At 30.8% G+C, this 14,377-nt stretch carries 12 protein-coding genes; 1 reads left to right on the top strand and 11 read right to left on the bottom strand.

What is annotated here, in order from left to right:
* Window positions 1-38 precede the first annotated feature (38 nt).
* The 6 genes from OLM52_RS13950 to OLM52_RS13925 form a co-directional block, all read right to left on the bottom strand.
* On the bottom strand, window positions 39-1,208 hold the full coding sequence (locus OLM52_RS13950; RefSeq protein ID WP_264549095.1) for an acyl-CoA dehydrogenase family protein: 1,170 nt from the start codon (window positions 1,206-1,208) through the stop codon (window positions 39-41).
* Between the two features lie 34 nt (window positions 1,209-1,242).
* Window positions 1,243-2,121, bottom strand: coding sequence for a ComEA family DNA-binding protein (locus OLM52_RS13945; RefSeq protein ID WP_264549094.1), 879 nt, complete (start codon window positions 2,119-2,121; stop codon window positions 1,243-1,245).
* Between the two features lie 11 nt (window positions 2,122-2,132).
* Window positions 2,133-2,264 carry a hypothetical protein gene (locus tag OLM52_RS13940; protein ID WP_264549093.1) on the bottom strand — a complete coding sequence of 44 codons (132 nt, stop codon included), beginning with the start codon at window positions 2,262-2,264 and terminating at the stop codon, window positions 2,133-2,135.
* Window positions 2,265-2,284: 20 nt separating this feature from the next.
* On the bottom strand, window positions 2,285-3,955 hold the full coding sequence (locus OLM52_RS13935; protein ID WP_264549092.1) for a sodium-dependent transporter: 1,671 nt from the start codon (window positions 3,953-3,955) through the stop codon (window positions 2,285-2,287).
* Window positions 3,956-4,033: 78 nt separating this feature from the next.
* On the bottom strand, window positions 4,034-4,255 hold the full coding sequence (locus OLM52_RS13930) for a PspC domain-containing protein (protein WP_262318246.1): 222 nt from the start codon (window positions 4,253-4,255) through the stop codon (window positions 4,034-4,036).
* Window positions 4,256-4,283: 28 nt separating this feature from the next.
* The gene (locus tag OLM52_RS13925) at window positions 4,284-5,552 is read right to left on the bottom strand and encodes a DUF2851 family protein (protein ID WP_264549091.1); all 1,269 of its coding nucleotides are present in this window, start codon (window positions 5,550-5,552) and stop codon (window positions 4,284-4,286) included.
* Window positions 5,553-5,618: 66 nt separating this feature from the next.
* Between OLM52_RS13925 and OLM52_RS13920 the strand changes: the two genes are divergently transcribed.
* Window positions 5,619-7,307 carry a GLPGLI family protein gene (locus OLM52_RS13920; RefSeq protein ID WP_264549090.1) on the top strand — a complete coding sequence of 563 codons (1,689 nt, stop codon included), beginning with the start codon at window positions 5,619-5,621 and terminating at the stop codon, window positions 7,305-7,307.
* A gap of 129 nt (window positions 7,308-7,436) precedes the next feature.
* Here OLM52_RS13920 and OLM52_RS13915 read toward each other — a convergent pair whose 3' ends face one another.
* The 5 genes from OLM52_RS13915 to OLM52_RS13895 form a co-directional block, all read right to left on the bottom strand.
* Entirely contained in the window at window positions 7,437-8,798 is a 1,362-nt protein-coding gene (locus OLM52_RS13915) for a pyridoxal-phosphate dependent enzyme (protein ID WP_264549089.1), read from the bottom strand.
* A gap of 201 nt (window positions 8,799-8,999) precedes the next feature.
* Window positions 9,000-10,895 (bottom strand): putative porin, encoded by a 1,896-nt coding sequence (locus OLM52_RS13910; protein WP_264549088.1) that lies wholly within the window; start codon window positions 10,893-10,895, stop codon window positions 9,000-9,002.
* 93 nt (window positions 10,896-10,988) lie between these two features.
* On the bottom strand, window positions 10,989-12,008 hold the full coding sequence (locus OLM52_RS13905; protein ID WP_264549087.1) for a hypothetical protein: 1,020 nt from the start codon (window positions 12,006-12,008) through the stop codon (window positions 10,989-10,991).
* 19 nt (window positions 12,009-12,027) lie between these two features.
* Window positions 12,028-12,861: a hypothetical protein gene (locus OLM52_RS13900; protein ID WP_264549086.1), complete on the bottom strand. Its 834-nt coding sequence runs from the start codon at window positions 12,859-12,861 to the stop codon at window positions 12,028-12,030.
* A 26-nt stretch (window positions 12,862-12,887) separates the two neighbouring features.
* Window positions 12,888-14,375 carry a SusD/RagB family nutrient-binding outer membrane lipoprotein gene (locus OLM52_RS13895; protein ID WP_264549085.1) on the bottom strand — a complete coding sequence of 496 codons (1,488 nt, stop codon included), beginning with the start codon at window positions 14,373-14,375 and terminating at the stop codon, window positions 12,888-12,890.
* Window positions 14,376-14,377 lie beyond the last annotated feature (2 nt).

Genomic DNA, 14,377 nt, shown 5'->3' with positions numbered 1-14,377 from the left:
TATAAAATAATTATCAATTATGAATTATGAATTATGAATTATTTTACTGCTGGTGTATAATTTTGTTTATCAATAATCATTTTGGATAGGATTTCTTTCAAAATTTCTGAAGTTCCACCACCAATTGGCCCTAAACGACTATCTCTCAATAAACGTGCTAAAGGATATTCTTCCATGTAGCCATATCCGCCAAGCATTTGTAAACAACTATAAATAGTTTCGTCGGCTACTTTTGTTGATTTCAATTTTGCCATAGTAGCTTCTTTAACTACATATTCTTTTTTATCTAATCGAGCTACGGCAGCATAATTGAAAACTTTGCAATGCTCAACATCTGTTGCGTGCTCAACCATAGTATGTCTTAATGCTTGAAACTTGTTGATTGTACTTCCAAAAGCTTCTCTTTGTGACATATATTCAATTGTATATTCGATTGCAAATTCGGCTCTTGCATGCGCATTGATTGCCATAATTAAACGCTCAAAAGCAAAATGTTGCATAATGTATGGAAAACCTTTTCCAGCTTCACCCATTAAATTTTCTGCAGGAATTTCGACATTATCGAATGCTATTTCAGCAGTATCCGAAGCTCTCCAACCTAATTTATCCAATTTTGTAGCTGAAATTCCTTTTAGATTTGTATCCACCAAGAACATACTAATACCTTTATTACCTAGTTCAGGACTTGTTTTTGCAGCTACAACATAATAATCTGCATAAACTCCATTTGTAATAAATGTTTTTGAACCATTAATAATGTATTTATCTCCATTTTTAACAGCTGTAGTTCTCATGCCCGCAACATCACTTCCTCCAAAAGGCTCTGTTACACATAACGCACCAATTTTTTCACCTGTAATACTTGGTACTAAATAATCTTGTTTAATGCGTTCACTTCCTTCGGCATTCAAATGCGTCATAGCTAAATAAGCATGAGCCCACATAGCCGCAGCAAATCCAGAAGATTTTATTTTTTGAAGTTCTTCTAAAAAAACAACTGTATAAAATAAATCTAAATTCATTCCACCATAAGCTTCAGGATAGTTGATCCCAAAGAAGCCCATTTCTCCAAATTTTTTCCATATAAAACGCTCAATTGTTCCTGTTTTTTCCCATTTTTCGATATGAGGAACAACTTCTTTATGTAAAAAATCTCGTAAACTAGCTCTAAATAATTGATGTTCTTCTGTGAAATAATTTGAATTCATATAAAATAATAGTGTTTAATTTTATTGTATTTTTTTAGAATTCCAAATATAAGGCGATTATTTTTATTTTTTCGTTAGGCATTCCCTTAATTTTTGTTAAATCCGCAATTTCTTTGATTCCGTTGTTCATAGTTCTGTAAACAACAATTTCTTTTGCAAGTGCATAATTAAAATACGGAAATTTTGCCAATTCTTTCATTGACAAATCATTGATTGCTATTTTTTTGATAGAAGTGTTATTTTGAACAAAAAAACGTTTTTGCAAGTCTTCTATAGCTTCTGGGCTAATTCCCCAGATAAATTGAAATTGTTCCATACTTACAAATCCTCCAAGTTTTTCTTTTTCAACAAGAATCTTGTCAGCTAATTTTTCGCCAATTCCATAAACCGCAATTAAATCTTCTCGAGTTGCTAAATTAATGTCTTTTTGAACAATAGTATTTTTCTCTTTAGGAAGAAACTTATGGAATTTTTCTGATGTACTAACAGACTTGTTCACAACCCAATCAGGAAATTTAAAATAGGGTGAAATCTTATGTAAGACTTCATCAGAAACCTTAGTTACTTTTTGAAAATCTTGTGAAGAATTAATGTATTTGTTTTGGTTTCTGAATTGATGCAAACGATCAATTTCAGCAACAGACAAACCTAACTTATATCCTTTGTAATCGGTTATAAAATTTGGATTGAATGGATAAATTGTATCTTTTTTTGTGGCAGAAATTTGTTTTAAACTATCAATTTCATTTTGAACTAACAACCACGATTTGTCTTCTTTGATTGCTTTTCTCTGAAATAAATTTTCGGATAGAAAAAAATAAGACAATTGTCCAAAAAGAATGAGTATCAATAACAAAAAAATCCCACTTCGGTGTTCTCTTGAAAACATGAAGTAGGATTTTATTTTGTTCATTTTATTTTGATTTATTCGTTTTTACGTACTAATTCCTCATCATTTTCCTCATAAGAATCTGGTTCTTGTCTTGGTGGAGTTGTTAAAACTTTATAGAAAAAATATGCTGTAAAACCTATTACAATGCCTTGTGTAAGTAACATTGTTATTAATGCTGTTGAATTCATGATGTTGCTCTCCCTTCTTTAACACGTTTTTTATATGCGATGAAAACTAATAAACTAATAAAAATAAATAACCCTACTAATAAGAATCTTGCCATATTAAGATAGAAAATTTTATCTTCTAGAGCTGCAATTTGAGTAGCGTCAGTAGCAGCTGCAATTTGTTCGTGAATTCCTGCATGTGTTATCGTTTTAATAATCGAACCATTATCTAAATTCCATCCATTTCCTGACAATAAATTACTCACATTTCCTGACCAATCATTATTTAAAGGTTTGAATAATGACCCAAGGAAAATGATGATCAACATTAAAGGAGTTACATATTTAATGATATATTTATACACATTTGGCACTTTAATATCAGCACCACTAGTAATTTCTCTCCATCCTTTATCCATTCCAAAAATCCAAGAAAACAAAATGGTTTCTAACATTGCGAAAACTACTAAACTAACAGTTCCTGCCCAATAATCATATTCATCAAAAACACCTTGTTGATAAAAAATAACTGTTGGAAGACCTAGAATTAATGCCATTGCACCAAAAGACCAAGCCCCTTTGTTTCTTCCCCAACCAAATTCGTCTCTCATGAAGCCCATCCAAGGAGTTCCCATTGCCAATGAAGAGGTTATCCCTGCAAAAAACAATAATCCAAACCACATTACACCAGCTACAACCGAAAGTACTTCTCCCCACTGTTGGAATAAGTATGGCATTGTTTGAAACGCCATTCCAAATCCAGCATTTTCTTTAACCCAATCCAAGCCTAAATAACCAGCAGCGATAGGAATTACGATTAATGATCCTAAAACTACTTCTACAAATTCATTCATGAATCCTGCAGAAACAGCGTTTAAAGCAATATCATCTTTTGGTTTCACATAAGCAGCATAACAATGAATTGTACCCATACCTACTGAAAGTGTAAAGAAAATTTGACCAGCTGCTGCCATCCAAACCTTTAAATCCCAAAGCGATTCATATTGAGGTGTCCACAAGAAATTCAGACCATCCCAAGCATTAGCATCTGGAAATTGTTCTGAGGCACCACTTGTTCCTAATGTTAATGCTTTTATAGCTAATACAACACCGAATAAAATCAACAATGGCATTCCAATTTTTGCAACCTTTTCAACACCACTTAATCCTTTTGAAAGAATAAATGTATTGATTAACAAACAAATTATATAGAAAACTACTGCTTCATATGGAATTCCAGTAGTTGAGACTCCAATATCTACATATGAGGTAAAAAATGCTGAAACTTCAGCTTGACTCATTCCTGAAAAAGTTCCTATGACTGAATGAAACATGTATGACATAGTCCAAGACTCAATATAGCAATAATAAGCAACTACTGCAATATTGGTAAAGATTCCGAAAACACCAATATATTTCAACAAACGACCTTTAACCATAGAATCTAAGATATAAGGCGTACTATGATTTCCAAATTTACCACCAAATCGGCCTGAGGACCATTCAATAAATAACAAAGGAATTCCCATCAATAAAAAACACACTAAATAAGGAATAATAAAAGCTCCTCCTCCATTTTGTACCGCTTGAACTGGAAATCTTAAAAAATTCCCTAATCCAACAGCATTTCCGGCCATGGCTAAAATAAGTCCAACACGTGAACCCCACGATTCTACTTTTGCAGTCATATAATTATATTGGTTGTTAATTTTTCAAAGATAATAAAACTATCTAAAAAACAAATAAAAGTTACAGTTAATGAAATTTTACAGATCAAAAACTGAACTTCTTTTAGCTTTTATCAAATCTTTTAGTTTTAAAAGGAATGCTAAGGTTAAATAAAATCCAAAACCTAATCCTACAGTTACAAACGAAATATATATAAAAAACAAGCGCACATTTGTAGCACGCATACCCAATCTATCAGCTAAACGACTTGCTACAAAAAAACCGTGTTTTTCAAAAAAATGTAATATATTTTTTACCATCGATTTGCAATAATTTTCAAAAATACAATTAATTTTTAAGTAAATGAATACCTATTGCACACTGTAAACATTTTTTATGATCACAATATTCTTTTTTCAATTGCAATAATGATTGTGTTTGAAATGCATTTTCAGCAATTATTCCAATAGTAGCAAATCTATCTACAATTATATTCTTTTCAGGCTGAATTGCTTCAATCAATTCAATAATCTCTGTGGAACTTTGTTTTTGAATGCTTTGCTCATAAGCAAATCGAATAGGAAGTATCGTATTAATCAAAATTAAATCGATAAATGAATTGGTCATTTTTTTCTTTTTTAAAACACTGGTTTTATCAAAATTATAGTGTGTTTCCCAATAGTTACTTACTTCAACTTTAAACAAATCATAGAGTTCAGAAATCACATTAAAACTAATGATTTTTGAAAACAAATTGTGCTCTTTGAAATACAACGCAGCCAGTTGTGCTAATCGAATAGTTGGAAAATTATCAGGTCTGTGCTTAAAAAATTCAACTTTATCAAATACATTTTTAGTAATTTTATATTTCTTAATCAGATAGTTATAATCTTGTTGCAACTTATTAGTGTAATTATCTTGAAAATTAGCTTCCAACATATTAGCTTGTCCAAAAAACAAAGCTTCTAAGTTTTCAATAGCAAACGATTCTTTTCGTATGACAGAAAAAGGAATTGATTTTGCCATGTTTTGAAACAAAATACCATTTGTATTTAAACCAAAATTCTTAGCTAATAAGCAAAATAAAATCGCTTCCCAATCGTTATTTGAAACTTGTAACAATTGCTTAATTTCAGTTGCTTTTCGTTCTAAACGCTCAAAATACAAGCGCTCTTGCCAATTTCTAAGAATAAAATCATTTACTTTACTGATATCATTTTCGCAGTAAATCCAAGCTTTTTGAGTAGTTAATGACTGATACTTATGTAAATCAGTTAATTCAACATATTTTTTTAGTTCTAAGGTAGGAACTTCAGTATTATTTTTTCTAAAAATAGGTATATCATACTCCCAAACAACATGTAAAATAACAGAATCATAATTAGTATCTTTTTCATGATTATGCAAATACCAATCAGACGATTTGAGATGAATTTCAATATTTCCAGCCCATTTTTGATTACCAATAATAAGTTGTGCATTGAAAAAATCAGGACCAGTTTGTTGCAAATATTGACCTGAATTTAGAATCTGAATAGATTCTCCTGTAGTAGTTTGTAATTGTGTAACAGCAAATTTTTTATGCTGCCACACGTGGTGCAAAAAATCTTCTTTCATTCTGTATGGCGTATATAATTGAAAAACAAAGATAAAAAATTATATTTGCTGAACAACTTAACTTTTATGAAAAAAATCTTAACCTTCACGTTTTTAAGTCTTTTCGTTTTTATTCAAGCACAAACTGGCGCAAAACCACCAAAAGGATTAAAAATAACTTACATCAAAAGTTCAAACGGAAAGCTTATTGAAAATCAAGATGCGATTTTGGTTTTTACCAATGCATTAGAAACTCTAATTTCATCAGAAAAAATGAATTCTGGCAAAGCTGCATACCCATTTGAACAGTCACTAATCAATCGTTCTGAAAATAAAATTATTCAGGTAACTCAATTAAAAAAAGACAAATCTGTTACTTCGGTTGATAGTCTTTCTTTAGCGAAACAAAACTTTGAATTTTTAGCAGAAACCAAAACTATTTTAGGATACAAATGCCAAAAAGCAAAAACAATAATCAATTCAAACACTATTGAACTTTGGTACACGAATGAATTGCAAGTTAAAGGCGCTCCAACTTCTTTAGGTCAAAATATTGGTTTGGTTTTGGAAATGGTTCGTAATGGAAATTTTGTGATTTCGGCTACTAAAATTGAAAAAATAAAATCGGTTAGTCCAACTTTAATTTTACAAAGCAGCACTACTAATAGTCCTATTTTAGATGGATTGACTTATAAAGATTTAGTTTGGAAGAGTCGTTTTACTACAATAAAAGTTTTTGAAAATGAAATCATAAATTTTTCAGACACTTCAAAATCAAACGACAGCATTTTACGATTTGCAAACGGAACTATTATCTTGAAAAAAATTACATTTCCAGAAATTAAAAAAGGAGATTTAGTCTTTTTAGATTTAGCTGAACAATCTAATGGTGATGCTTATGACAGAACGGGTTCGGTTTTTGTAATTCCCCAAGATAAAAAGCAATCTTTTTTTGATGGTTTGCAAAACGGAAGTAAAACGTTACCAATTTATGAAAACGGTAATGGAAAACAATATCAAGGTGTTGTAGCTACGAATGAATATGCTCCAATTATTGAATTAATGCGCTTTTTTACCCCATTTGGAATTAAGCAATACAACTACATTCAATTGAAAGACAAAACTTGGCACGAAACGGTTCCATATCGAATGGATATTACCGATTTAAAATCCAATTTATCTGGAAAAACTGTTTATGTTGGTACATTCATTGGCAACTATGATAAAGGCGGACACAAGATTTCGATGCATATTACCATTAATCCAAGCGAGAGTTCATTAGACAAAACCAATATTTCTATTCCGTTATTTAATACCACAAACGTTATGGAAATGGCAGGTCAGGAATATGCTACGATGTTTAATCATGAAAAAGGTTTGGAAGTTACTTTCAATTTAGACAAAGAAATTAAAAACGCCAAATTGCGTTACATTACCACTGGACATGGTGGCTGGGAAAATGGAGACGAATTTGTTCCAAAGAAAAACACCATTATTTTAAACGGAAAAGAAGTGTTTTCATTTATTCCTTGGCGACAAGATTGTGGAGGATATCGTTTATTTAATCCTGCTTCTGGAAATTTTAATGACGGATTATCATCTTCTGATTTAAGTCGTTCAAATTGGTGTCCAGGAACAGCAACGAATCCGATTTATATAGAATTAGGAGATTTAAAAGCGGGAACACATACTATACAAGTTAAAATTCCACAAGGTCCAAACGAAGGCGGAAGTTTTAGTTCTTGGAATGTTTCAGGCGTTTTACAAGGAGAATAATTTTAGGAATAACAGAAATTGTTCAAAAATTAACCGCAAAGTTCGCAAGGTTTAAAGCAAAGTTCGCAAAGTTTTTATTGCGTTCTTAGCGATTTTCTTAGCGCTCTTTGCGGTTAAATAAATTTAATATTATTTTATTGAACCAATAATATCATATTTAGTAATAATATGATGTTTTCCATTTCCTAAATCTACTAAAACCGCTTGGTTATCTTTAGTAATTAGTTTAGAAACATCTTCTACAGGTGTCCCAATTTTTACGATTGGAAATGGTTTTCCCATTACTTCTCGAATAGGTCGTTCAGCTGTATTTTTATCTGAAATAAAACTTTGAAATAAGTCTGATTCATCTACAGATCCAACAAATCCATTAACATCGATTACAGGAATTTGAGAAATTTTGTATTTTCTCATTCTTTCAATGGCGTGCGAAACTAATTCTTCTGTACGAACTACAACTAATGGTTTGTCAATGTGTTCTTTTATTAAATCTTCAGCTTTTGTAATTTCTTCATCTAAGAAACCTCTTTCGCGCATCCAATCATCATTAAACATTTTACCAACATAACGACTTCCAGAATCGTGAAATAAGACCACAACTACATCTTCTGGACTAAAGTGTTCTTTTAACTGCAATAAACCCTTTACAGCTGCTCCTGCGGAGTTTCCAACAAAAATTCCTTCTTCTAAAGCTATTTTTCGGGTATAAACGGCTGCGTCTTTATCGGTAACTTTTGTAAAACCATCAATTAATGAAAAATCAACATTTTTAGGTAAAATATCTTCACCAATTCCTTCAGTGATGTATGAATAAATTTCATTTTCATCAAAAATTCCTGTTTCGTGGTATTTTTTAAAAACTGAACCATATGTATCAATTCCCCAAATCTTAATGTTTGGATTTTTTTCTTTTAAGTATTTAGCAACACCAGAAATAGTTCCACCGGTTCCAACACCTACCACGAAATGTGTAATTTTGCCTTCCGTTTGTTCCCAAATTTCTGGTCCTGTTTGTTCGTAATGTGCGATTGCGTTACTAGGATTATCATATTGATTTACGTACCAAGAATTTGGAATTTCTTCACCTAATTTTTTGGAAACCGAATAATACGAACGTGGATCTGTTGGTTCTACATCTGTTGGACAAACAATTACTTTTGCACCAACGGCACGAAGAATATCTGATTTTTCTTTAGATTGTTTGTCTGAAATTACAAAAATACATTTGTATCCCTTAACGATGGCAGCTAAAGCCAAACCCATTCCAGTGTTCCCTGAAGTTCCTTCAATAATTGTTCCTCCTGGTTTTAAACGACCATCTGCTTCTGCATCTTCAATCATTTTTACGGCCATTCTATCTTTTACAGAATTTCCTGGATTAAATGTTTCAACCTTAGCTAACACAAGTGCATCAACTTCTGCAGTAACTTTATTTAGTTGGACTAAAGGAGTATTTCCAATAGTTTCTAATATATTTTTAGCGTATTTCATTTTAAAAATTAGAATTTATAAATTTAAATTTAGAAAACAAGAATGCTTTCAAAATCTTTTGCAAAGATAGTGTGAATATTATGAATACAAAAATGAATGTCTTTCTAACCCTGATGTCAACGGTAGCCCTTTCTTTTTTAAACAAAAAATATAGTAAACAGTAGTAAAATGGATTACAAAAACAGCACTAACGATAAATTGCTATTTAAAGAAATTCCACACTAAACCAAAACGAATCATAAAATCGCGATAGGGATAATTTGGTGCAGAATAATAATTATTTCCTGTAAAAGAAGAGTTAAAATGCTCCGCTTTTAGAAAAAGTCTAGTTTGACGAATTCTTGCATTGATAAAAAAGTCAAACATTGGAAAGCCTCCGATTTTTTTCTCGTTTTGCACATAAAATTCTCCAATTAAAGGATTATAATCGTTTGCATAATAGTTAGTAAAGTATTGAAAAGTAACTCCTGTTTGAATAAGCATAGCTTTTTTGAATACGTAATCTGAAAAATAAAGCGTATTTCTAGTGATTAGTTGTGGAACATTAAGCACATCTTCAGATTGATCAACAGTTTGATACAAAAGAGTATTATCTAATGCAAGTTTCCAAAATTTAATTTCTTTGTTTGCTTTTACAGAAAAATAGTTGATTGTTTTATCGTATTGAAAAGGTTTAACTGTTAAAGTATCAATCGTATTTGTGATATTATCAAAATACAAATGGTCGTTAATTATTTTATATTGAACAGAGAAATTAATCCATTTTGAATTGGCATTGAAAGTAATTTGATTAAATTTTTCTGTTTTAAAACTATTAAACCAATTATAATCTACATAACTACTTTGATATAAGGTATAATTTAAGTTAGGTAAACTATTTAATTTTTGATAATTGAACTCGAATTGCAAATCCTCATTAAATTTATATTTTGCATTAGCTTCAATATTTGAAATTCCTTGATCACTAACCGATTGAGAAACTGAAAGCTTTGCAACTAGTTTATTTGCAAAATAGGTATAATTTCCACCTATCATATTAATTCTATCAGAAATTGAATTTGGCGCAATTAAATTTCCAGAAGTATCAAAAACTATACTGCTGTAATAATAATTGTAATTATTGTCTTCAATAAAAAATTCTAAATTACCATACGATTTTGTCTTGTAGGCAACTCCAAATTTATTATATAAATTATTATAACGTGTTTTATTTTTGATTTTATTAGAAAAAGAAGAACCAAATCGTGTATTTGCGTTATCCTGATTAAATTCAAAAAACTTATATTCTTGACTAAATTGGTGTGTAAAAACTAAACTGTTTGGATTGTTTTTACTTAATTTAAATGAATGATCTATAAAAAATCTATTCCCTTTTAATAATGAAGTAGCGTCTTCGAAAAAAACTTCAATTCTATCACGTTCAGAAAACTGATCGCCTTCGTTAATTTCAAAGTCATCAGTATTTATGATTCCACCATTTTCCTGGTTTGAGATATCTTGACCAGTAAAATGAGCATTTAAAAAATACCTTTTATCTTTTGTGAAATAACTTGAAGTAAATCTAAAATTCCCCGAACTAGTTAATAAATTAACGTATTTTCCTAAAGAGCGAAGACCTTTATAAGCAATAGAAAAATTTAAATTAGGCTTAGTATTAACCGTCAAAAAAGCATCGAGTGATTGTCCTTGTTCCATTACCGTTTTAAAATACAAATCTGTCAAAGGAGTTGGAACGGAATAATATTTAACATCATTAGATGCTAAATAATTAAAATGTTTTGCTGTGAAACCAATTGAAGGTAAAATTGAATATTGTTTTAAACCAAAGTCTAAAGTATTATAGGTTTGTCCTTCATTAGAAAAAGGCATCAATCCAAAAATGTCTTTTCTAAGAAGATTGTGATTATACTCACTTTTGATAGTCAGACTTGTATCAACATACGTTGTATCCTTTTGAAGAGTATATATTTTATAAAGTTCAACAGAAGGTTTTACTTCTTTTCCTTGAACTAATCCTTTGGTATTATCTAGACCATCATCTTGTGAAAAAACACCTATGCTTAAAGAAAGTAAAAAGAATAAAAAATATTTTTTCATAAGAAATATATAAGAACTGCAAATGTATAAGAAAATAGGGAATAAAAAAAGAGCTACATAAATGTAGCTCTTTTATATAATTTTATTAAAAAATTATTTTTTTCTAACAATTACTGGCTTAACATTTTTAGGTGTCATAGCAGCTCTTCCTGTTGCAAGTACAGAATTATCTGGAGCATACAATGTGAATGTTGAACCTGCTTTTTCAATATAAGCAGCGTAAATATCAGCAGCTGGACCAGTTCCAGAACCTAAATCATCTGAAGACCAAATTCCACTTAAGTCAATTGTATGAACCCAAGCTCCTGGCTTACTAATAGTTAACATTGGTTTGAATAATTGTTTAGTAACAGCAGGTTCAGCTGAAGTAGTGTCCCATAAGTCAACATAGATATCATAAAAACCATTTGGAGCTGTAGAAGCAATACCAATATATTCTGGGTGATTACCTGTAGCACCTCCTAAATCATTTGCAGGTCCGATGATGAATGTATCAAAATCAAAGTCAGCATATGAATGTGTATCTTCATCAGTACCAGTATATTCAATATCAACGATATTACCATGAGCATTAGTACGAGAAGCCCAAGTTAAATCAGCTTGAATTTCATCAAGAACTACATTAGCTAAATTAACTGTGATAGTTTCTGAAGCAGCGTCAACTAAAGAAGTAGAATTACCCATTGGATATAATCTAAATACTAAAGACTCTGTTCCTTCTGGTAAATAGTCAATAAAAGTTGAAATTGTAAATGAAGCACTAGTTGCATAAGCAGGGAAAGTAACTTTGTGACCAATAATTCCATAACCATCATCAATAACAGTTTCTTCATCAGTATCAGGGTTATTATCACCATCAACAGTATAGTCTCTAAAAGCACCTGTACCACCAACTAATTCTAATTTAAAATCAGATCTTTTGTTTAATGGTTTGTCAATAGTTAAAGTAATTGTAGCATCTTGACCTTCATTAAGATTAAATGAAGTTAAATCAGCAGTAACAACAGACTTTTCTATTCTTTCACTTGTAGCATCTTCATCATCACTACAAGCAACGAAAGAAGTCACTAAAGCTGTAGCAAACATGAATTTGTATATATTTCTTAGTTTCATATATAATATTTGTTAAAATTTATAATTTAGTGTAGAATGTTTTGAAAACTCTATTAGATAATCCTGGATAAGGAACTACATCATAAACTGTATAAAGTTGAGTAGTACTTGTAACTTCTCCATCGTTTGGAACATCGTCTTCAACACCACCTTTTACTTCGTTAGAGAATTGACCAAGATTTTGATCTAAAACAGTAATTTCTCCACAAATATCAACGAATTCATAACCTTCTGGTGTAAAAGTGCCAATATTCCAGTTTCCAACATAACGAGTTCTAAATTTATTTACATCAACTAAAGTAAATACTTCATTAGTTCTAGTAAAAGAATTCGCTCCATTATTCCAAGTTGTAACTTTTTGATAGTTACCTGCTAACTGAGATAAACAACCAACGAAAATAATTTTCAATTGGCTATATTGAGCACCTACAGTTGAACCTGGAGAAGAAGTAGTTAAATTTAAAATTAACTCTGTTTTAGCAGTAGCATTTAATTGACCAGTATTAACTTCTAAAGGGAATTCACCAAAAGAAGCTCCAGCTGGAATAACAATTTTTCCAGAAGTTTCAACCATGTTAAACTCTACACCATCAGTAGCTGTACTTGCAGCATCAATTACATAAGAAACTTCAATATCAGTATCAGAATACTGACCATTACCCATTCCTATTAAGTCTAAAGGAAATTTTCTTAAAACTACACCTTCGTCAGCAAAGTAAGTAACAGTTTGAAAGTTTGGAGTAAAACCAACAACTTTAGGACCGCTAGCTAAATTTTGCTCTGTTCTAATATCGTCATCAGTACAAGCAAAAGCTGTAGCAATAACAATCATTAATGATAAAATCTTTTTCATATTTAAAATAATTTAAAAGTTATTTCTTATTTCCAGAAAACGCCTGTTGTAAATACATCATTTACTGACTGAGCAGGAACATTAGCAGAATTACTTGCTAATTCAGATGTAGGATACATTAAACGTAATGGTTTTTGATTTGTTGGAGATGAAGAATTTAAAGGCATTGGAATATTATTAATAAGACCAGTACGTGTATACTCAATCCAAACCTCTAAACCATTAATTCCATTTAAAGCTATAGATTTTTGATACATGATAGCTTGAATTTTATTAACACTAGCAGCATAACCTTTACCGTCAACTAAGTTAACATCTGAAACGTAAGTTCCAGGAGTAGCCCCTAATTGGTTCATAGATGCAACAATAGCAGCATCAAATAAAGATTGAGCATCACCAGGAATAAATCCTCTTTCAACAGCTTCAGCTTGTAATAACAAACTTTCAGCTAATAACATAACATATCCATCTTGAGCTGAATTAATAACTAATCCAGGACCTAATTTAGACATATCAGCTGGAGCAGTTCCAGAAGGAGCAGATGAATCACCTTGATTTACACCTACAACATTTCCACTAATTAAAGTAAAAATTCTACCTCTACGTGGATCTGGTGGTGTATTATTCAATCTACCAGCAATGTAAGAAGAAGCTCTTCTGAAGTTGTAAGCCGTTCTGTAAGTAATTGTTTCTTCGTTAAGATTTTGCATCAAGTTCATCCAAGGATTTTGTTGCACATCACTTGCATTTGAATAACCTGGATTGATTGTGATATCTTCGTTAACGAAATTCAAATCTAAATTTGCAAATTCAGTATTTAAATAAGTAGCTAAAGTAGCATCAGTTTCAGCTTTTGTAGATTGACGCAATAAAATTCTTAATTTTAAAGTGTTCGCAAATCTCTTCCAGCCATCCATGTTACCACCTAACATTACGTCTTCACCACCTACAGCAACTGTATTAGCTGGTGCATTATCAATCATGTCAATTGCACTATCTAATTGTACAATTAAGTCTTGATAAATAGCTTGATCATCATCATAAGCAGGGTTAACATTATTAACACCTAAATGAGCTTGAGAGTAAGGAATATCACCATACATATCTACTAAATACTGAAAGTAAAATGATTTCATAATTTTAGCAATTGCTTTATGATGATCATAATCAGCAGATGGGTGATTGATTATATTTGTATACTCATATGTATTTCTATATAAACTATTCCATACATCTTCGTAAAAATTATTACTCATAGTAATACCAAATTCTTCAGCATAACCACCAGTAAATGAATTTACGTTAGCTCCCCAGTTATTCATAAAAACGTTACCTAATTCATTCATTCTACGTACTAAAACTGAGTAAGAACTAGTTTGAACCGCAGAAATAGATAAGTTAGGCGTAACTTGAGAAGCATTTGGATCGTTTGGAGATTCATTTATATCCAAATAATTGTCGCACGAAAATAGCGTAAAAGCTATTAAAGGCAATATTAATTTTATTTTTTTCATAA

Source organism: Flavobacterium sp. N2820 (assembly GCF_025947285.1).
Taxonomy (GTDB): domain Bacteria; phylum Bacteroidota; class Bacteroidia; order Flavobacteriales; family Flavobacteriaceae; genus Flavobacterium.
The sequence above is the reverse complement of the archived record's forward strand: the minus strand, read 5'-3'. Positions and strand labels throughout refer to the sequence as shown.

What these genes read in the sequence shown, in the direction of transcription:
- OLM52_RS13900 (WP_264549086.1), bottom strand. Translation starts at nt 12,861, where the DNA reads ATGAAAAAGATTTTATCATTAATGATTGTTATTGCTACAGCTTTTGCT.
- OLM52_RS13950 (WP_264549095.1), bottom strand. Translation starts at nt 1,208, where the DNA reads ATGAATTCAAATTATTTCACAGAAGAACATCAATTATTTAGAGCTAGT.
- OLM52_RS13915 (WP_264549089.1), bottom strand. Translation starts at nt 8,798, where the DNA reads ATGAAATACGCTAAAAATATATTAGAAACTATTGGAAATACTCCTTTA.
- OLM52_RS13910 (WP_264549088.1), bottom strand. Translation starts at nt 10,895, where the DNA reads ATGAAAAAATATTTTTTATTCTTTTTACTTTCTTTAAGCATAGGTGTT.
- OLM52_RS13895 (WP_264549085.1), bottom strand. Translation starts at nt 14,375, where the DNA reads ATGAAAAAAATAAAATTAATATTGCCTTTAATAGCTTTTACGCTATTT.
- OLM52_RS13920 (WP_264549090.1), top strand. Translation starts at nt 5,619, where the DNA reads ATGAAAAAAATCTTAACCTTCACGTTTTTAAGTCTTTTCGTTTTTATT.
- OLM52_RS13905 (WP_264549087.1), bottom strand. Translation starts at nt 12,008, where the DNA reads ATGAAACTAAGAAATATATACAAATTCATGTTTGCTACAGCTTTAGTG.
- OLM52_RS13945 (WP_264549094.1), bottom strand. Translation starts at nt 2,121, where the DNA reads ATGAACAAAATAAAATCCTACTTCATGTTTTCAAGAGAACACCGAAGT.
- OLM52_RS13930 (WP_262318246.1), bottom strand. Translation starts at nt 4,255, where the DNA reads ATGGTAAAAAATATATTACATTTTTTTGAAAAACACGGTTTTTTTGTA.
- OLM52_RS13935 (WP_264549092.1), bottom strand. Translation starts at nt 3,955, where the DNA reads ATGACTGCAAAAGTAGAATCGTGGGGTTCACGTGTTGGACTTATTTTA.
- OLM52_RS13940 (WP_264549093.1), bottom strand. Translation starts at nt 2,264, where the DNA reads ATGTTACTTACACAAGGCATTGTAATAGGTTTTACAGCATATTTTTTC.
- OLM52_RS13925 (WP_264549091.1), bottom strand. Translation starts at nt 5,552, where the DNA reads ATGAAAGAAGATTTTTTGCACCACGTGTGGCAGCATAAAAAATTTGCT.